This is a genomic window from Streptomyces sp. NPDC060049, from assembly GCF_042736715.1.
In the GTDB taxonomy this organism is placed as follows: Bacteria; Actinomycetota; Actinomycetes; order Streptomycetales; family Streptomycetaceae; genus Streptomyces.
In genome coordinates, this window is the sequence record NZ_JBHWVV010000024.1 from 45,133 (window position 1) to 63,726 (window position 18,594).

Annotated in this window: 17 protein-coding genes; 16 read left to right on the top strand and 1 reads right to left on the bottom strand. The window is 70.8% G+C overall.

Annotated features, from left to right (window positions below):
• Positions 1-285: 285 nt before the first annotated feature.
• On the bottom strand, positions 286-1,437 hold the full coding sequence (locus tag ACFWBY_RS32710; protein WP_385409736.1) for a ScbA/BarX family gamma-butyrolactone biosynthesis protein: 1,152 nt from the start codon (positions 1,435-1,437) through the stop codon (positions 286-288).
• On the opposite strand from ACFWBY_RS32710, the gene ACFWBY_RS32715 reads away from it, so the two are divergent.
• The 16 genes from ACFWBY_RS32715 to aroB all read left to right on the top strand — a co-directional run bounded on the left by ACFWBY_RS32715 (position 1,397) and on the right by aroB (position 18,354).
• On the top strand, positions 1,397-2,092 hold the full coding sequence (locus tag ACFWBY_RS32715) for a ScbR family autoregulator-binding transcription factor (RefSeq protein ID WP_385336552.1): 696 nt from the start codon (positions 1,397-1,399) through the stop codon (positions 2,090-2,092). The two genes, ACFWBY_RS32710 and ACFWBY_RS32715, sit on opposite strands and share 41 nt — an antisense overlap.
• A gap of 194 nt (positions 2,093-2,286) precedes the next feature.
• Positions 2,287-3,900: a class I adenylate-forming enzyme family protein gene (locus ACFWBY_RS32720; RefSeq protein ID WP_385336549.1), complete on the top strand. Its 1,614-nt coding sequence runs from the start codon at positions 2,287-2,289 to the stop codon at positions 3,898-3,900.
• Positions 3,897-4,280: a hypothetical protein gene (locus ACFWBY_RS32725; RefSeq protein WP_214948975.1), complete on the top strand. Its 384-nt coding sequence runs from the start codon at positions 3,897-3,899 to the stop codon at positions 4,278-4,280. The genes ACFWBY_RS32720 and ACFWBY_RS32725 overlap by 4 nt, the downstream gene beginning before the upstream one ends.
• 194 nt (positions 4,281-4,474) lie before the next feature.
• Positions 4,475-4,753 carry a LysR family transcriptional regulator gene (locus ACFWBY_RS32730; protein ID WP_385336547.1) on the top strand — a complete coding sequence of 93 codons (279 nt, stop codon included), beginning with the start codon at positions 4,475-4,477 and terminating at the stop codon, positions 4,751-4,753.
• 339 nt (positions 4,754-5,092) lie between these two features.
• Complete coding sequence (locus ACFWBY_RS32735) at positions 5,093-6,631, top strand: 4-hydroxyphenylacetate 3-hydroxylase family protein (protein WP_385336544.1); 1,539 nt, start codon at positions 5,093-5,095, stop codon at positions 6,629-6,631.
• Positions 6,632-6,710: 79 nt separating this feature from the next.
• Positions 6,711-7,208, top strand: a complete 498-nt coding sequence (locus ACFWBY_RS32740) for a flavin reductase family protein (protein ID WP_214948968.1) — start codon at positions 6,711-6,713, stop codon at positions 7,206-7,208.
• A 1-nt stretch (position 7,209) separates the two neighbouring features.
• Positions 7,210-8,253 carry a hypothetical protein gene (locus ACFWBY_RS32745; protein ID WP_385336542.1) on the top strand — a complete coding sequence of 348 codons (1,044 nt, stop codon included), beginning with the start codon at positions 7,210-7,212 and terminating at the stop codon, positions 8,251-8,253.
• Between the two features lie 168 nt (positions 8,254-8,421).
• Entirely contained in the window at positions 8,422-9,966 is a 1,545-nt protein-coding gene (locus ACFWBY_RS32750) for an FAD/NAD(P)-binding protein (protein ID WP_385336540.1), read from the top strand.
• 80 nt (positions 9,967-10,046) lie between these two features.
• A complete protein-coding gene (locus ACFWBY_RS32755) occupies positions 10,047-10,859 on the top strand; it encodes a class II aldolase/adducin family protein (RefSeq protein WP_385336538.1) in 813 nt (270 codons plus the stop codon).
• A gap of 62 nt (positions 10,860-10,921) precedes the next feature.
• Positions 10,922-11,569 (top strand): NAD(P)-dependent oxidoreductase, encoded by a 648-nt coding sequence (locus ACFWBY_RS32760; protein WP_385336535.1) that lies wholly within the window; start codon positions 10,922-10,924, stop codon positions 11,567-11,569.
• Positions 11,570-11,596: 27 nt separating this feature from the next.
• On the top strand, positions 11,597-12,853 hold the full coding sequence (locus tag ACFWBY_RS32765; RefSeq protein WP_385336532.1) for a multidrug effflux MFS transporter: 1,257 nt from the start codon (positions 11,597-11,599) through the stop codon (positions 12,851-12,853).
• A gap of 156 nt (positions 12,854-13,009) precedes the next feature.
• Complete coding sequence (locus ACFWBY_RS32770) at positions 13,010-14,401, top strand: class II 3-deoxy-7-phosphoheptulonate synthase (protein ID WP_385336530.1); 1,392 nt, start codon at positions 13,010-13,012, stop codon at positions 14,399-14,401.
• 47 nt (positions 14,402-14,448) lie between these two features.
• Positions 14,449-14,826 carry a chorismate mutase gene (gene aroH / locus ACFWBY_RS32775; RefSeq protein ID WP_385336528.1) on the top strand — a complete coding sequence of 126 codons (378 nt, stop codon included), beginning with the start codon at positions 14,449-14,451 and terminating at the stop codon, positions 14,824-14,826.
• Positions 14,826-15,950: a prephenate dehydrogenase gene (locus ACFWBY_RS32780; protein ID WP_385336657.1), complete on the top strand. Its 1,125-nt coding sequence runs from the start codon at positions 14,826-14,828 to the stop codon at positions 15,948-15,950. The genes aroH and ACFWBY_RS32780 overlap by 1 nt, the downstream gene beginning before the upstream one ends.
• Before the next feature lie 128 nt (positions 15,951-16,078).
• Positions 16,079-17,266: a chorismate synthase gene (aroC, locus tag ACFWBY_RS32785; RefSeq protein WP_385336526.1), complete on the top strand. Its 1,188-nt coding sequence runs from the start codon at positions 16,079-16,081 to the stop codon at positions 17,264-17,266.
• On the top strand, positions 17,263-18,354 hold the full coding sequence (gene aroB, locus ACFWBY_RS32790) for a 3-dehydroquinate synthase (RefSeq protein ID WP_385336524.1): 1,092 nt from the start codon (positions 17,263-17,265) through the stop codon (positions 18,352-18,354). The genes aroC and aroB overlap by 4 nt, the downstream gene beginning before the upstream one ends.
• The last annotated feature ends 240 nt before the right edge of the window (positions 18,355-18,594 follow it).

Genomic DNA, 18,594 nt, shown 5'->3' on the forward strand with positions numbered 1-18,594 from the left:
AGTCAGTGACCGACCACGCCTCCACTCCACCGGGGAGCACGATCCTCACGGCGCGGCCACGGGAGCGTATTTCCTTGATTTCTCCGTGAATGTCCTGGCCGAGCGGATCGATGACGAACGGGCACTGCCTGCTCACAGGAGTATCCCCCCCTACAGCTTCTTCTGGTGTGGAATCGAGCGACGTCACAGGCTGGCACGGTGATGGCCTTCCCGCCACTTCACTCTCGGACGTCTCGCCTCGTGGATCGTCGGACACCCCTTCCTCATTGCTGGAAAGGGCGGAGATCAGGCGGAAACGGGAATGCCTTCGAGCAGGGCGAGGAAGACCCGCCGCCCGCTCTGGTGGCCGGTGACGCTCAGGGAGAGGGTGTTGTCCTTCGCCCGGGTCACCGGCTGCGCCTGGATCAGACAGGGCGAGTTGAACTCCGCGTAGCGGTCGAAGGCCAGGCGGAGCGAGGTGGGGTAGAGCCGGGTACTGCCCGCGACGGCGAAGGCGGCCTGGTGGGTGGCCTCCATCAGGACCATCCCCGGTATGTGGTCGTTGGGTCGCGAGAACAGCGTCGTGTTGGTGGTGTGTGCCCGCAGGGTCCAGCACCGGGGATCCCGGGTGGGCGCCAGCAGGACGTCACTCGGCTCGGTCCGCCGGACGAGGGCGGGGTGCACCGGTTCCGGCACGGGCAGCAGGGGGCGGGCGTCCGCGTAGGCGCCCCGCATCCGGCGGTACGCCGCGGGGGAAGTGCACGTCAGGCTGCCGTCGCCGGTCGCGATGACCCGGCCGTCCCGGACCAGCGCCATGTGGCAGGTCATGCCGGCGAAGCGGGTCCCGCGGCGCCGGATGGCCGAGCACGTGACGTCGATGTACACCGGTGACTCGTCGGCCGCGTCCAGGAGCTCGGGCTCGATCGTGTAGTTGAGGTCGGACATCAGGAAGTGATGGCCGAGCGGGACGCCGAACTCGGCGTGCGATATCAGGATTCCCGCCTGGCGGATGGCCTCCGCTATCAGGGTGGGAGAGCGGAAACCGTGCAGCGCGGTATGGAACGGATGGTTTTCCGGCCAGCGCAGGGTCACCTTGAAACGGTCGGTTCCGGTGCGTTCCCAGCTCGACAAGAACACTTCTGAGGTTGCGGGACGGTGCACAAGCCAGTTCGGTACGGCTGAAGGCCTTGTTTCTGCGACCCCGGCTGGCTGTCTTTGGGTGTCTGTGTCCAGATATGACGTGATTAACATGAACTCCCCCTCCGGGCTCAAGGCAGATTCGAGCCAGCGATGGTATGTCCCGGTCGCCGCAAGATACGTGCTGCCTGGTATAATTTGCAACGGCTGTTTTCGGTGACATGCTCGGTACCTCCGAGGAGGTGGAAACTTGGCCGCCAGGAACATGGAAGGAGCGAGGGTGTCCCAGAAGGAGCATTCCCGGCGAACCCGGCAACTCATCGTCGAGGCCGCCGGCGCCGTGTTCGCGGAAAAGGGCTTCAACGGGGCCACGATCGCGGACGTCTACCAGCGGCTCGGGCTCACCAAGGGCGCCTTCTACTACTACTTCAAGGGCAAGGAAGAGCTCGCCCAGGCCGTGCTGGCCAGCCAGATCGACACGCTCGGCTTCCCGCTCGTGCCGCGGAGCACCCGGCTCCAGGAGCTGATCGACAAGGGCATGCTCTTCGCGGTCCAGATCCGCAGTGACCCGATCGTGCAGGGCAGTCTGCGGCTCTCCCTGGAGAGGGGCAGTCATCACGCGGACCGCCTGCGGCCCTACCAGGACTGGATCGACCACAACCGTTTCGCGTTGGGCCGGGCCCGGGAGTGCGGTGAACTCCACGCGCACGTCGACCTGGACGCGGTCGCCAACCTCTTCGTCGGCGCCTTCACCGGATGCCAGGTGCTCTCGGAAGTGATGTCCGACTGGGAGGACCTGGAGGTACGGGTGTCCGTCCTGCTCAAGCACATCATGCCGATCATCGCGCTGCCGACCGTGCTGGCCGAGCTGGACATGGCCCCCGGCCGGGCCGACCGGGTCGTCGCCGACCTGGAGAAATGCCTGCGGGAGCGGGCCGAGGCCGAACTCGCGGAGCCTGCCGGGGTCCAGGCCTAGTACCTCCTGCGGAAACGCGCTTCCCTCCGCCGGGCGTCTTCGACGCCCGGCGGAGGTGTTTTCGCACCTGATGCGGCGTTCGGGGCATCCGCATCAGAACTTCCGATGATGGTTGCGTACCTTCATGCAGGTTTGTTTCCATGAGCGAGGCCCCGAGCCACACACGAGGCTCTTGACCGACCACGGAGACCCACATGATCAAGCTCGATGACATCCGCCGGCACGCGGCGGGCGGCGTGACGCGGGATGCCTTGGTCGACGGCCAGGTGCGGCTGACCTGGGGCCAGTTCGCGGAGACCGTGGAGCGCACCGCGGCCGGACTCACCGAGCACCTGCCCGCCGAGGGCGCGGTCCGGGCGGTCTTCCTCGCCGGCAACAGCTGGCAGCTCACCGTCGCGATGAGCGCCTGCGCGACGCTCGGAGTCTCCTGCACCGGGCTCGACCCGCAGAGCGGCGCGGAGGACCTGGGCCAGGTGCTCACCTGGCTGGAGCCCGCCGTCGTCTTCGTGACGTCGGAACACCGCGCCACCCTCGACCAGCTGGTCTGGCCGAGCGGCCCGCAGGCCGTGCACGTCCTGCTGGACGGAGTCTCCGCCCCCGGCGCGCCGGCCGCCCCGGGCCGGCACCAGGCGCTCAACTTCGACCTCCTGACCTCGGCCGAAGCGCTGCGCTCCCTGCCCGCGCCCCGGCCGTACGAGTCCTTCGCGGTCAGTGCGCGCAGCGACGGCCCGTCCCGGATCGCCGTACGCCGGACCCCCTCCGAGGGCCGCCACCTCGTCGACCTCGTCGACGAGTTCGGCCTCAACCGGGACGACGTCCACCTGGCCTCCGCCCCGCCGACCGAGTCCACCGCCCTCGCGCTGACCCGCACGATGCTCGGCATCGGCGCCACCGTCGTCCTCGCGGACGGCGCCGGCCCCGAGACGCTGAGCACGCTGCTCGTCGCCGAGCGCGTGAGCACCGGTGTGATCACCCCGTCGGCCCTGCACGGCGTGCTCGGGCTGCCGGAGGACGCCGAGCCCTCGCCGCGCACCCGCCACCTGCGCTTCCTGCTCACCCCGGGCGCCCACCTGGGCCGATGGACCGTCAACACGGCCTGGGAGCGGCTCGGCCCGGTGCTCCACACCGCGCTCGGCAGTCCGGAGACCGGGCTGACCGCCGTCATGGGCCCCGAGGAACTGCTGGTCTCGCCGCCGCGGTCGGGCCACGCCACGCTCGGCACCACCGTCGCCGTACTCGGCGAGGACGGGCAGCCGGTGGAGCAGGGCGAGACCGGGCGGCTCGCCTTCGCCGGCCACCAGGTGATGGACGGCTACCTGGACGGCGAGACGCACACGGCGAGCCTGGACCTCGGCTGGGGCGAGGAGCGCTTCCTGGTCACCGACGAGGCCGGCCACCTCGACGAGACCGGCCGGCTGCTGGTCACCGGGCGCGTCACCGAAGTGCCCGTGGTGGTCCGCGACTCGGCGGTCGACACCGAGCTGTTCCGCCTGGAGTCGGACCTCCTCAACCTGCCCTGCCTGCGCGACACCGCCGTCATGAGGGTCAGCGACGCGGTGCTGGGGGACGCGATCGTGGTGGCGTTCATCGCGGTCGCGGTCGGCCGCGAGGCCACCGGCTACGAGGCGCTCAGCGCGGCCTGCGCCCGCCGGGTCCCGTCGCTGCCCGCGCACGTCATCGCGGTCGACACCATCCCCTACAGCCCGACGGGCCGCATCCGCACCGGGGACCTGCTCGACGCGGTGCTGCCCATCATCACCTTGAACCTGCAGCTTGAGCAGTCGATGCAACAGGAGATGTCCGCGTGAACCTGCCCTCCTTCGACGACCAGCCGTACGACGAGGTGCTGGTGGAGGACTTCGAGACGGCCTTCTTCGCACTCGAACTCGAACTCCTCGACCTGCCGTGCGTCCAGGACATCGCCGTCATGCGCACGCAGCTGCCCGAGGTGGGCGAGACGCTGGTCGTGGCCTTCGTGCCGCTCCTCGAAGAGGACCAGGAGGCCGGCGGCCGTCAGGCCGCGCTGGCCGCCTGCGAGCGGCGCATGCCCTGGGTGCTCTCGCACGCGGTGGCCGTGGACGTGATCCCGCGCGCGGCCGACGGATCCGCGCGCACGGGCGTCCTGATCGACCGTCTGCTCCCGCAGATCGCAAGGGACCTCCTCTCCCCGATGGAGATGTCCGACTAGTCCACTCCGCAAGACCCGCTGTCAACCACTAAGCGGCGGCTGACCTGTGGCCATGTCCTCCCAGAGGGCATGGCCACAGGTATGTCCGCAGGTGTCCAAAGGATGGAACCGCGGCTCCGCGTGCTGCAGTTATACCTGCACCGTGGTATGTTTCATGCTCCGGGGCTTGAGCCTCGCAGAAGGGAGCCTCTGCCGTGCAGTTCCAGCAGCTACGCTCGTTCCGCGAAGTGGCCGCCGAGATGAGCTTCACTCGCGCCGCTAGGAACCTCCACTACTCGCAGCCCAGCGTCACCGCCCACATCAAGAACCTCGAGGACTACATCGGGGCGCCGCTGTTCCACCGCGCCGGCGGCCGTGTCCAGCTCACCGAGGCGGGCATACGACTGCTTCCGCACGCCGAGAAGATCATCCTGATCGCCGAAGCCGCCTGCATAGACGCTGCCTCGGCCGGCCACACCCGTCCGGCCGCCTGACGGCCTCCGGACACGTTTAGCCATTCTTTTTCGTAGGGCCCGGCCGTGTATCCGAATTTCCTGGATGCACGCCGGGCCAGAGTTTTTTCCGGGTATTCGGAATTCATTGTTCCGCAATATTCCGACAGTTGTCAAAGCCTTCTTGCAAATGACAACCCGCGTCCCACGCCTACCCGTTGACGGGCAGTCAAGCACCTCAAGCCGCCAGAGTTGGCGTAGATGGGCAATTGTTCGTGCGCGGCCCCGCAAGAGCAGATGGGAAGCCGAGCTTACGCTCGGACCAATCGAACTGTGCGTCCGGCAGCGGTCGCGTGTATTACCCCTGGAGAGGACACCAAAATGGGTCAGGTCCCGATAGTGGATCAGTCGGCCGACGAGGCTCCGAACGACCTCATGACGGGCGACTCCTACCTGGAGAGCCTGCGCGACGGTCGCCAGGTCTTCGTGGACGGCGAGCTCGTCAAGGACGTGACGACGCACCCGGCGTTCGCCAACGCCGCGAGGTCGACCGCGCACCTCTACGACGCGCTCCACCACCCGGACACCAAGGACCTGATGACGACGGTCGACCGGTACACGGGTTACCGCGTCCACCGCTTCTTCACCCCGGCGCACTCGGGCGAGGACCTCATCAAGGCCCGCGACGCCATCGAGCACTGGGCCCGCCTGAGCTACGGCTTCATGAACCGCACGCCCGACTACAAGGCGTCGTTCATGGCCGGCCTGGCCGTCACCCACGACTTCTACGAGCCCTTCGGCGACAACGCCCGCGCCTGGTACGAGAAGTACGCCCGCCAGGGCCTCTCGATCAGCCACGCGATCGTCAACCCGCCGGTCGACCGCAACAAGCCGGCGCACGAGATCCGCGACGTCTACCTCAAGGTCGTCGAGGAGCGCGAGGACGGCATCGTCGTCGAGGGCGCCAAGCTCATGGCCACCGCCTCGGCGCTGAGCAACGTCGCCTTCGTCGGCCAGATCCACCTGGCCAACCTGGAAGCCGGCAAGGCCGAGGACATGGCGCTGGCCTTCATGGCCCCGCTGAACACCCCCGGCATGAAGGTCGTCTGCCGCACCTCCTACGAGGGCAAGGCCACCAGCCCGTTCGACAACCCGCTCTCCAGCCGGTTCGACGAGAACGACGCGGTGCTGGTCTTCGACAAGGCCTTCATCCCGTGGGAGAACGTCCTGATCTACCGGGACACCGAGAAGATCCACCAGTACTTCCCGCGCTCCGGCCTGCTCTCCCGCGGCTTCTTCCAGGGCGCGATCCGCATGTCGGTCAAGCTCGAGTTCATGGCGGGCATCCTCGACAAGGGCACCCGCATCAACGGCACGGACGGCTTCCGAGGCGTCCAGGCCGGCCTCGGCGAGCTGCTGGCCTGGCGCCACCAGACCTGGGCCGTCACCACCGCCATGGCCCTGGACCCGGAGGCCGGCCCGGCCGGTACCGTCCTGCCGCGCATGGACTACTCGGCCGGCTACCGGGCGCTCGCCCCGCTCAGCTGGGAGCGCACGCACCGCTTCTTCGAGGAGCACCTCGCGGGCGCGCTGCTGATGACGCCCTCCAGCGGCAAGGACCTGCAGAACCCGGAACTGCGTCCGCTGCTCGACCGCTACTACCGCGGCACCGGTGCCACGGCCGAGGAGCGCACCAAGCTCTTCAAGCTGGCCTGGGACGCGATCGGCACCGAGTTCGGCGCCCGTCACGAGCTGTACGAGCTCAACTACGCCGGCGGCCCCGACCAGGTGCGTCTCGACACCCTGAACTGGTCCCGCGGCGCCGGTCTGCTCGACAACTACGGCGCCCTCGTCCAGAAGGCCATGGACGACTACGACCTCGACGGCTGGACCCGCGGCCGCTGGGCCCAGGAGAACTGACCCGTCAGAGCGCGTACGGACGGGTGCCGCGGCGAAAGCTCCGCGCGCACCCGTCCGCGCCCAGCAGAGAGGCCCGGCCATGAACCACGACCTGCGCGATGTGATGCGTTCCTTCGCCACGGGGGTCTGCGTCGTCAGTACGTACACCGACAAGGACGGCGTGCGCACCCACAACGCGATCACCGTCAACTCGCTCACCTCCGTCTCACTGGAACCGCCGCTGGTGTCCCTGAGCTTCCGCCACGACTCGGAGTTCTTCGCCGAGCTGATGCGCACCGGCGTCGTCGGAATCTCGATCCTCGGAGCCGAGGGCGAGTCCACCGCCCGCGCGTTCGCGCGCCGGCGGCCCGAGCGCGACCAGGCGCTGACCGAGGTGCCCGGCGCCCCGGGCGAGGCCACCGGGACGCTCCTGTTCGAGGCGGCCGCCTGGATGGAGTGCACCCTGCGCGACCACGTCGTCGCGGGTGACCACGTGATGGTCATCGGTGAGGTCCTCGCCATGGGTGCCCGTGAGACCCAGACCCCCCTGATCTTCCTTCAGGGCGGATTCCACAGATTCGAACTGGAACAGGTGTGACGTGCGAGCGAAGAAGTTCCTGAGCTGGCGGGCGCTCCTCGGAGCGGCGCTGGCGATATCCGGTCTGACCCTGCTGATCTGGCCGACCATCCCGGCCCAGGCCTCGGGGTCGGGCCCGGAGGCGGCTGCCGCCACCACGGGCTCGGTGAGCGTCTGTCTGGTGACGGCGGACGCCCCGACCCGCGAGCGCAACGTCAAGGTCGCGCAGTGGGCGTCGCAGGTCCTGCTCGACGAGACGCCCTCCTACCGGGGCCCGTGCGTGTCGTACGGCACCCCGAGCGCGCTGGGCAACGGCACGGTGCGCACCTACGCGCAGGTCACGGGCAACAAGCCGCAGACCGTCGGCATCGTCTTCCCCAAGTCCATGCTGACCGGCCTGCCGACCACCATGACGGACGGCCACCACTGCTTCGACATGAACGCCGACGGCACGGTCGACCAGCACACCGAGTGCGTCGGCGGCCACGAGCGTCCGCTGGACCTGCCCTCGCAGCTGACCGCGCTGCCCGGCATGCCGCTCAAGTGGGCCCTGGTGAACTTCAACCCCATGGGTCACGGCCCCGAGCACATCTACGACACCCCGCACTTCGACTTCCACTTCTACACGCAGTCGAAGGCGGAGCGCGACGCCATCCGCAGCGGTCCGTGCGGCCTGGCCATCAACTGCGACGACTTCGCGACGGCCACCAAGCCGCTCGCCCCGCAGTTCATGCCGCAGGACTACAAGGACAACGGCGTGGCCGAGGCGGCCATGGGCAACCACCTGATCGACCTGAACTCGCCCGAGTGGAGCTCCATCGCCTTCACGCAGACCTTCATCTACGGCGCCTACGACGCCAAGATCAGCTTCCTCGAGCCGATGATCACGAAGGCCTGGTTCGAGGGCATCGAGGCCGGGGTGAACCCGAGCCGCTGCTGGCCCATCAAGCAGCCGCAGCAGTGGCAGATCGGTGGCTGGTACCCGCAGGAGTACTGCATCGACTACCGCGCCAACCGCGGTGACTTCACCGTCTCGATGAAGAACTTCAAGAACTCCGCCGCCTGAGTGGCAGCGAGTCCCATCGGCTGACCGGCTTCACCCCCGCCGCACCGGGGGTGGCCGGCGGCCTCCACTGAATCCCCGGAGTAGGCGAGGAAGGGCCCCGTGATCGCGGACAGCAAGGCCGGCGCACGACGACCCAGCGCCTTCCACGAATTGATTGGTGACTGACACATGTCCCGTGGATTCTCGATCGGTATCGTCGGAGGAGGCGCGGCTGCAGTCTGCTTGATCGACGCGTTGTCCCGAACACAGAGCGAACCAGGCAGCCTCACGGTCTTCGAACCGTCACCGCACTTGTGGCGCGGCCGCGCCTACCAGGTGGACACCGAGACCCTCAAGGTCAATGCGACACCCGACGACATGTCCGTGCGCGCCGGCGACCTCCAGCACTTCGAGAACTGGCTGGAGACGCGGGACAAGGTCATAGGGGTCCGCACCGGAGTCGACCGGTGGTCCGGAAGCCGCTTCGCGCCCCGCACCGTCTACGGCGAGTACCTGGAGCAGACGGCCTACGCCGCGCTCGGTGAACTGCGCCGCCAGGGATGGCGGGTCGACCTCGTCGGCGAGGGAGTCACCTCCGCCAGCCGCGCCGCCAACCGGGTGCTGCTGCGCACCGGCAACGGCCGCGCCCGCGCCTTCGACTACGCCATCCTGTGCGTCGGCGGCGACAGCCCCAAGGACGTCTACGGACTGGCCGGCACCGAGGGCTTCGTCGGCGACCCGTACCCGATCGTCAACAAGCTCGCGGACGTCGGCGAGAACGACCACGTCGCCGTCATCGGCAGCGGGCTGACCGCCATCGACATCATCCTGTCCCTCGCCGCCCAGGGCCACCAGGGCCGCATCAGCCTCATGTCGCGCCGGGGCGTCCTGCCCGGCGTCCGGCAGAAGGCGGTCCCCTTCGAGCTGCGGCACTTCACCCCGCACCGGATGGAAGCGCTGGCCACGACCCACCCCGAGATCACCCTCGAGGACATCGCCACCATCATGCGGGCCGAGTTCCGCGACGTCGGCGCCGACCTCGACGCGGTGGTCTCGGAGATCATCCGGGTCGACCTGGAGGACCCGGTCGACCGGCTGCGCCGGCAGATCGAAGAGGTCGACTCCCCGCACATGGGCCTGCGGATCCTGCAGCGCGCCGTCCCCGAGACCGGACCCGACGTCTGGCCGATGCTGCGCGAGCAGGACAAGGTCCAGCTGCTGCGCGCCCACTACCGCACGATCATGAGCCTGTGCTGCCCCATGCCGCCGGGCAGCGCGGGAGTCCTCCTCGAACTCGTCGAGGCGGGCAAGCTCGACATCGTCGCCGGACTGCAGAACATCACCCCGAACCCCGAGGCGGGCTTCGACGTCGTCACCGCCGAGGGCCACAACTTCACGGCCGACCGCGTCGTCAGCGCCGTCAACGCCTCCGAGGGGCGCATCCCCACGAGCGCCGCGCCCCTGGTCACCTCGCTCATGCGCAGCCGGGTCGCCAGCCGGCACCCCCACGGCGGCCTGCACATAGCCCGGCCGACCAGCCAGCTCACGACCAACGGCAGGCCCGACCCGCGCCTGTACGGGCTCGGCAACATAGCCGCCGGTTCGCTCTTCTTCACCTTCGGCATCCCCTCGCTGGTCGACCGCAGCCAGGACATCGTCGGCGCGATCCTGCAGCACGCCGAGACGGTCACCGCAGCGAGCCGGGAATCCGAGGAGGTCCTGCTCACGGTCTAGCCCCTTCAGGGTCTGGCCACCGCCCGCACCCGTACCCGTACCGCTACCGGAAAACGATCCGGAGATGAGGACCCCCGAGCATGAGCGTCACCGAGACCGACCGGCCCGCCTACCTGGCAGACACCCACACCGGCCTGCCCATTCCCAGCGAGCCGGTCTTCGCCACCCACGAGGAGACCCGGCGCCACCGCAAGCAGCGGCTCGCCGCCGCGCTGCGGCTGTTCGGAAAGTACGGCTTCGGTGAAGGCATCTCGGGCCACATCTCGGTCCGCGACCCGGAGCACGACGACCGGTTCTGGGTGAACCCCTTCGGCGTCTCCTTCAACCTGGTCCGCGTAGCCGACCTGATCTGCGTCGACTCCGCCGGCAACGTCGTGGAGGGCAAGCACCGGGTCAACCCGAGCGCCTTCGTCATCCACTCGGCGATCCACGAGATGCAGCCGGGTGCCACGGCCGCCGCCCACGGCCACACCGCGCACTCCCGCGCGCTGGGCGCCCTGGGCCGCCTGCTGGACCCCATCGACCAGGAGTCCGCCGCCTTCTACAACCGCCAGGTCCTCTACGAAGAGTACGAGGGCCCCTCGGTCTCCGCCGAACTCGGCCGGGACATCGCGGAGAAGCTCGGCGACAACCGCGCGATCCTGCTGCGCCACCACGGCCTCATAACCGTCGGCGGATCGCTGGACGAGGCCGTGCACTGGTTCTTCACCTACGACAGCTGCGCCCAGGTGCAGCTGCTCGCCCGGGCGGCGGGCACGCCCAAGAGCTTCACCCATGAGCAGGCCGTGGCCGCGGGGGACGGCTTCGGCAACGAGCAGCTGGGCTGGTTCAGCTTCCAGCTGCTCTGGGACGAGATCATCCGCGAGCAGCCCGACTTCCTGGAAGAGGACTAGCCCGCGGACGTCCCGAGCCCGACAACACCCCGCGAGATACACCCAAGAAGAAGAGGCACACCATGAACATCCTGCTTTTCGGAGCGAGCGGACACATCGGCAGCGCCATCGCCGGTGAGCTGCTCTCCCGTGGGCACTCCGTCACCGGCGTCACCCGCACCGGCGAGATCGCGGGCAACAGCCACGACGGCCTGAACGTCGTCGCCGGCGACGCCACCAGCGCCGACACCGTGGCCGAACTGTCCGCGCGGGGCTACGACGCGGTGGCCTCGGCCGTCGGTCCCAAGCTCGGCGTCGACGACGACCACAAGATCATCGTCGGTGCGGCCAACGCGCTCATCGAGGGCCTCACCCGCAGCGGCGTACGCCGCGTCGTGGTCCTCGGCGGCGCCGGCAGCCTCGAGGTGGCCCCGGGCGTCAAGGTCATCGACAACCCGAACTTCCCGGCCGTCTGGAAGCAGAACGCGCTCGCCCAGAGCGAGGCCCTGGGCCTCTACCGCAAGGCCGACGCCCTGGACTGGACGTTCATCTCGCCGGCCGCCCAGATCGAGCCCGGCGAGCGCACCGGCAGCTACCGCGTCGGCGGTGACCAGCTCGTGGTGGACGCCGAAGGCCAGAGCCGCATCAGCATCGCGGACTACGCGGTCGCCTTCGCGGACGTACTGGAGCGCGGCGACGCGATCCAGTCCCGCATCACCGTCGCCTACTGATCCGCGTTCCCCGGAGGGGATCCGACCATGACTTCACCCGCCACACCGAAGGGCGCCGGGCTCGCCCGCTTCGCCATCATCCTCGGTGCGCTCACCGCCCTCGGACCGCTGTCCAACGACGCCTACCTGCCGGGCCTTCCGCAGATCGCCGAAGACCTGTCGACGAGCGCCTCCGCGGCCCAGCTCAGCCTCACGGCCTGCCTGCTGGGCCTCGGCATCGGCCAGCTCATCGCCGGCCCGGTCAGTGACGCCCTCGGCCGCCGCCGCCCGCTCATCGCCGGACTCGCGCTGTTCGCCGTCACCGCGCTGCTCTGCGCCTTCGCCCCGAACATCTGGACCCTCGTTGGGCTGCGCGCGCTCCAGGGCCTCGGCGGTGCCACCGGCATCGTCATCGCCTCCGCCGTCGTGCGCGACCGGCACACCGGGCCCGCCGCGGCCCGGTTCTTCGCCATGCTGATGCTCATCACCGGCATCGCGCCGATCCTGGCCCCCGTCCTCGGCGGCCAGCTGATGCTGCTCACCTCCTGGAAGGGCATCTTCATCGCCCTCGCCATCGTCGGCGCCGTGATGCTCTTCGGCGTCGCGGGCGGCCTGCCGGAGACGCACCCCGCCGAACGGCGCGTGCGCGGCGGCCTCAAGGCCACCGGCCCGATCTTCCGCCGGCTCCTCACCGACCGGGTGTTCGTCGGCTACAACCTGGCCTGCGGCTTCGCCTTCGCCGCGATGTTCGCCTACATCTCGGGCTCGACCTTCGTGCTCCAGTCCATCCACGGGATGTCCCCGCAGGGCTTCAGCGCCGTCTTCGCGGTCAACGCCCTCGGCCTGGTCATCGCCGCGCAGGTCAGCGGCCGCATCGTGCACAAGACCGGCCCGCGCGCCCTGCTCGCGACCGGCCTGACCGTCTCCGCGGTCGGCGGCCTCGCCCTGCTCGCCGTCGTCGTCACCGACGCCGGTCTGGCCCCGATGCTCGTCGCGCTCTTCCTGGTCGTCTCCAGCGTCGGGCTCGTCCTGCCGAACTCCTTCGCACTGGCCCTGCAGGACCACGGTGACGTGGCCGGCTCGGCCGCCGCCCTGCTGGGCCTGTCCCAGCACCTGATCGGCGCCGCTGTCGTCCCGCTCGTCGGCCTCGCCGGCGAGGACAGCGCCGTCCCGATGGGCATCGTCATCGCCGTGCTCGGCGTCGGCGGGCTCATCTTCTTCAGCCTCACCAAGGGTCACCAGGCCGCCGGCCAGGAGACCGAGGTCCAGGCGCCCGTGGCCGCCGAGGTGCGCGAGCCGGTCTAAGCCTCCGGCGAGACAGGCTCGAGCAAACGGATTGCCCGCCCGGGGACCGTACGGCCGAAAACGCCGTGCGGTCCCCCGGCACCCCGGGCCACCACCCGGGCGGCGACAGGCCCAACCTCCTCCCTTTCCACCGAAACCGATCGAGGCACAGCCACCATGACCCTCGCCACGCACGCCACGGCCATCGACTCCTGGCGGCTGCTGCCCGCCGCCCAGCAGCCGGCCTACCCCGACCCCGTCGCCCTGCGCTCCGCGCTCGACGACCTCTCCTCCTACCCGCCCCTGGTCTTCGCCGGGGAGTGCGACCGCCTGCGCGACCGGATCGCCGACGTCGCCCGGGGCGAGGCCTTCATCCTCCAGGGCGGCGACTGCGCCGAGACCTTCGACGCCGTCAGCTCCGACCAGGTCCGCGACAAGGTCCGCACACTGCTCCAGATGGCCGCCGTCCTCACCTACGCGAGCTCCGTGCCCGTCGTGAAGATCGGCCGGATCGCCGGGCAGTACTCCAAGCCGCGCTCCAAGCCCACCGAGATCCGCGACGGGATCGAACTGCCCGTCTACCGGGGCGACTCGGTCAACGGCCTCGCCTTCACCGCCGAGTCCCGCACCCCCGACCCCGAGCGGCTCAAGCGGATGTACCACTCCTCCGCCGCCACCTTGAACCTCGTCCGGGCCTTCACCACCGGCGGTTACGCCGACCTGCGCCAGGTCCACGAGTGGAACCGCGACTTCGTCGCCGCCTCCCCGGTCGGAGAGCGCTACGAGCGCCTCGCCGGCGACATCGACGACGCCCTCACCTTCCTCGCCGCCTGCGGCGCCGACCCGGCCGCGGTCCACTCCTCCGAGATCTTCGCCAGCCACGAGGCGCTGCTCCTGGACTACGAGGCCGCGCTCACCCGCACCGACGCCCGCACCGGCGAGCTGTACGACGTCTCCGGCCACATGATCTGGATCGGTGAGCGCACCCGCCAGCTGGACGGCGCCCACGTCGAGTTCGCCTCCACGGTGCGCAACCCCATCGGCGTCAAGCTCGGCCCCACCACTTCCGCCGACGAGGCGCTCGCCCTCATCGACAAGCTCGACCCCCACCGCGAGCCCGGCCGCCTCACCTTCATCACCCGCATGGGCGCCCGCAACATCCGCGAGATCCTGCCCGAGCTGGTCGCGAAGGTCACCGCCGAGGGCGCCCGCCCCGCGTGGATCTGCGACCCGATGCACGGCAACACCTTCGAGGCGCCCAGCGGCCACAAGACCCGCCACTTCGACGACGTGCTCGACGAGGTCACCGGCTTCTTCGAGGTCCACCGCGCGCTCGGCACCCACCCCGGCGGCATCCACATCGAGCTGACCGGCGACGACGTCACCGAGTGCGTCGGCGGCGGCGCCGAGGTCCGTCTCGCCGACCTCGGGCAGCGCTACGAGTCCTCGTGCGACCCGCGCCTGAACCGCAAGCAGTCCCTCGACCTGGCCTTCCAGGTCGCCGAGCTGTACCGGGACCGCGAGGCGTCGGGCGCGGCCCGCCGCGAAGCCGTACCCGCCGCCGCCTGATCCCGCGCGACCGATCGACGTACCGTCCTCAGCAAAGGGAGAAGACCATGTCCGTGCGTGCCCTGCGCGGTGCCATCCAGCTGGAAGTCGACGAGCGGGTCCACCTGCTGGACGGGGTCCGGACGCTGTTCCAGGAGATGCTCGCCGCCAACGGGCTCGACCAGGACGACCTGGTCAGTGTGCTCTTCACGGCGACCCCGGACCTGGTCAGCGAGTTCCCGGCGGTGGCCGCCCGCGAACTGGGCGTCACCGACGTGCCGCTGATGTGTGCGCAGGAACTGGACATCGCCGGGTCCCTGCCCCGCGTCGTCCGGATCCTCGCGTACGCCGAGACGGACCTGGCCAAGCCCGACATCAAGCACATCTACCTGGGCGGCGCGGCGGCCCTGCGCAGAGACCTCGTCGTGGCCGGGGAGCCGAGATGATCCGCTCCGCCGCAGTGGTGGGAACGGGACTCATCGGAACCTCCATCGCGCTGGCCCTGTCCGCTCGCGGGGTCCCCGTCCACCTCATCGACGAGAACGACTCGGCCGCCCGCACCGCCGCCTCGCTCGGCGCCGGCACCGTCGGCCCCCCGAAGAACACCGTCGACCTGGCGATCCTGGCCGTACCGCCGGCCCACGTCGGCGCGGTGCTCGCCGCCCAGCAGAAGCTGGGCCTCGCCCGCTCCTACACCGATGTCGCCAGCGTCAAGACCGAACCGGAGATCGGCGTCATCGCCGCCGGCGCCGACCCCGCCACCTTCATCGGCGGACACCCCATGGCCGGCCGGGAGCGCTCCGGCCCGCTCGCCGCCTGCGCCACCCTCTTCGAGGGCCGCTCCTGGGTCCTGACCCCCACGGCCGACACCGGCCGAGAAGCGCTCAACATGGCACTGATGATGGTCTCCCTGTGCGGGGCGGTGCCCGTCGTGATGGACAGCGACGCGCACGACCGGGCCGTGGCCCGCGTCTCGCACACTCCGCACGTCGTGGCCTCGCTGATGGCCGCACGCCTGCAGCACGTCCAGGAGGACGCCTGCCGCCTCGCCGGCCAGGGGCTGCGCGACGTGACCCGGATCGCCGGGGGAGACCCCCGGCTGTGGAGCGACATCCTGGAGTCCAACGCGACCGCGGTCGCCGACGTGCTGACCGAACTCGCCGAGGACCTCCAAGTCACCGTGGCCGCCCTGCGGGGCCTCGCCACCGACGACGCCGACGAACGCGCCCAGGGCACGACGCTCCTGGCCGACCTCCTCGGCCGCGGCATCAGCGGCCGCGACCGCATCCCGGGGAAGCACGGACACCCGGTGCCCACCTGCGCCCCCGTCCGGGTACTCATCGGGGACCAGCCCGGCGAACTGGCCCGGCTCCTCGCGAGCGCCGCCGAACTCGACGTCAACATCGAGGACATGACCATCGACCACTCGCCCGGAGGCGAGAGCGGCCTGGTCGAGCTGATGGTCTCCCGCGGCACCGCCGTGAGCATGGCCCAGCGCCTGATGAGCGCCGGCTGGCGGGTCCAGCGCATGGGTCCCATCGAGGCCCCTCCGGTCGCCGTCGGGGTCTGAGCGCGCAGGCCGCCATGGCCGGGCGTCCGCAGCCCGGTACGCCTGACGCCACCCGCGCCCGGACGCGCCGGGCACCGCCCACCGCACACCACGCCGGCGTTCCGCGCCGCCACGACAGAGGATCACCCTTGAGCACTTTGCGATGGCTCACCGCGGGCGAATCGCACGGCCCCGCACTCACCGCCGTCCTCGAAGGCCTGCCCGCCGGAGTGGAGGTCTCCACCAAGGCGGTCGCCGACTCCCTGGCCCGTCGCCGCCTCGGCCACGGCCGGGGCGCCCGGATGGCCTTCGAGCGGGACGAGGTGACCTTCCTCGGGGGCGTCCGCCACGGCCTCACCCAGGGCGGCCCGGTCTCCGTCCAGATCGGCAACACCGAATGGCCCAAGTGGCAGACGGTGATGGCCGCCGACGGCGTCGACGCGGAAGTCCTGGCCGGCCAGGCGCGCAACGCCCCGCTCTCGCGCCCCCGGCCCGGCCACGCCGACCTCGCCGGCATGCAGAAGTACGGATTCGACGACGCCCGGCCGGTGCTGGAACGGGCCAGCGCCCGCGAGACCGCCGCCCGCGTCGCCCTCGGCGAGGTCGCCCGCGCCTTCCTGCAGCAGGCGTACGGGATCACCATCGTCAGCCACGTCGTCGCCCTGGGCGCGGCCGCCGCCCCCGAGGGCGTGGTGCCCGGCCCCGGCGACACCGAACGCGTCGACGCCGACCCGGTGCGCTGCCTCGACCCGGAGGCCTCCACCGCGATGGTCGCCGAGGTCGACCGGGCCCACCAGGACGGGGACACCCTCGGCGGGGTCGTCGAGGTCCTCGCCTACGGACTGCCCCCGGGCCTGGGCAGCTACGTCCACGGCGACCGGCGCGTCGACTCCCGCCTGGCCGCCGCCCTCATGGGCATCCAGGCCATCAAGGGCGTCGAATTCGGCGACGGCTTCGGGCTCGCCCGCGTCCCCGGCTCCCTCGCCCACGACGAGATCGAGCGTGGTGAGGAGGGCGGCATCCGCCGCCGCACCGCCCGATCCGGCGGCGTCGAGGGAGGCATGACCACCGGCGAGCCGCTGCGGGTGCGCGCCGCCATGAAGCCCATCGCCACCGTGCCGCGCGCCCTGGCCACCATCGACGTCGCCACCGGCGAGCCGGCCGCCGCCCACCACCAGCGCTCCGACGTCTGCGCGGTGCCCGCCGCGGCAGTCGTCGCCGAGGCCATGACCGCACTGGTCCTCGCCCACGCCGCGCTGGAGAAGTTCGGCGGGGACTCCCTGGCCGAGACCTCCCGCAACCACCGCAGCTACCTCGAGCACCTGGCCGTCCGGTGAGCGCCCCGACCCTGAATACGCCGACCCTGACGGGCAGCACCCGCATCCCGGTCGGCGGCGAGCGGCCGTACGAAGCCGTCGTGGGCCGCGGCCTGACCGGCGAGACCGGCCGCGTACTGGGCGCCGAACCGCTGCGGGTGGCCGTCGTGCACTCGCGCACCCTGCTGCCGACGGCCCGCAAGATCGCCCGGGAACTCACCGACGAGGGACGCATCGTGGTCTCCCTCGAAGTACCCGAGGGCGAGGCCGCCAAGGACGTCACCGTCGTGGTCAACCTGTGGCGGGCGCTGGCGGACGCCGGGTTCACCCGCTCCGACGCCGTCGTGGCCGTCGGCGGCGGCGCCACCACCGACCTCGCCGGATTCGCCGCCGCCGGCTGGCTGCGCGGCGTACGGCTGGTCCTCGTGCCGACCACCCTGCTCGGCATGGTCGACGCCGCCATCGGCGGGAAGACCGCCGTGAACCTGCCCCAGGGCAAGAACCTCGTCGGCGCCTTCCACCCGCCCGCCGGAGTCCTGTGCGACCTGGACCTGCTGGACACCCTGCCGCGCGCCGACTACGTCAGCGGCCTCGCCGAGGTCGTCAAGGCCGGCTTCATCGCCGACCCGGAGATCCTGCGGCTCGTCGAGGAGGACCCGGCCGGCGCCCTCCACACCCGCGAGCTCGTGGAACGCGCCATCCGCGTCAAGGCGGAGGTCGTCACCGAGGACTTCAGGGAAGACGGCCGTCGCGAACACCTCAACTACGGCCACACCCTCGGCCACGCCATCGAGCGGGTCGCCGGCTACCGCGTCCGCCACGGCCACGCGGTGGCCGCCGGCATGGTCTTCGCCGCCGAACTCGCCCGCCTCGACGGCCGGCTGTCCGCCGACGACGTACAGCGCCACCGCGCCCTCCTCGGCGCAGCCGGCCTGCCCACCGCCCACACCGGGGACTGGGCGCCGCTGCGCGATGCGATGGGCATCGACAAGAAGACCCGCGGCAACCGGCTGCGCCTGGTCGTCCTCGACGCCATCGCCCGCCCCGCCCTGCTCACCGCCCCGGACGAGGCCCTCCTGCGGGCCGCCTACGAGAGGCTCGGCCGGTGAGGCGGGCACCCGTCCGGTACGCCCGCGCCCGCGCACTGCGGCGCGCCCGCGCGGTCGGCCACGCCCACGCCGTCCCCGGCCGCCGCGACGCCGGCGAGGGCGCGGCAACCGCGCGCACCGCGGGACCCGTACACGCAGGCGCCGTACACGCAGGCGCCGTACACGCAGGCGCCGTACACGCAGGCGCCGTACACGCCGGACCCGTGCCCGAAAGACCCGTCGTACTCGCCGAATCCGCCG

Bases quoted from the DNA above. Each gene is read 5' to 3' on its own strand.
- ACFWBY_RS32710 (WP_385409736.1), bottom strand. From the start codon at position 1,437: ATGAGTTGCCGGGTTCGCCGGGAATGCTCCTTCTGGGACACCCTCGCT.
- ACFWBY_RS32720 (WP_385336549.1), top strand. From the start codon at position 2,287: ATGATCAAGCTCGATGACATCCGCCGGCACGCGGCGGGCGGCGTGACG.
- ACFWBY_RS32735 (WP_385336544.1), top strand. From the start codon at position 5,093: ATGGGTCAGGTCCCGATAGTGGATCAGTCGGCCGACGAGGCTCCGAAC.
- ACFWBY_RS32740 (WP_214948968.1), top strand. From the start codon at position 6,711: ATGAACCACGACCTGCGCGATGTGATGCGTTCCTTCGCCACGGGGGTC.
- ACFWBY_RS32750 (WP_385336540.1), top strand. From the start codon at position 8,422: ATGTCCCGTGGATTCTCGATCGGTATCGTCGGAGGAGGCGCGGCTGCA.
- ACFWBY_RS32755 (WP_385336538.1), top strand. From the start codon at position 10,047: ATGAGCGTCACCGAGACCGACCGGCCCGCCTACCTGGCAGACACCCAC.
- ACFWBY_RS32760 (WP_385336535.1), top strand. From the start codon at position 10,922: ATGAACATCCTGCTTTTCGGAGCGAGCGGACACATCGGCAGCGCCATC.
- ACFWBY_RS32765 (WP_385336532.1), top strand. From the start codon at position 11,597: ATGACTTCACCCGCCACACCGAAGGGCGCCGGGCTCGCCCGCTTCGCC.
- ACFWBY_RS32770 (WP_385336530.1), top strand. From the start codon at position 13,010: ATGACCCTCGCCACGCACGCCACGGCCATCGACTCCTGGCGGCTGCTG.
- aroH (WP_385336528.1), top strand. From the start codon at position 14,449: ATGTCCGTGCGTGCCCTGCGCGGTGCCATCCAGCTGGAAGTCGACGAG.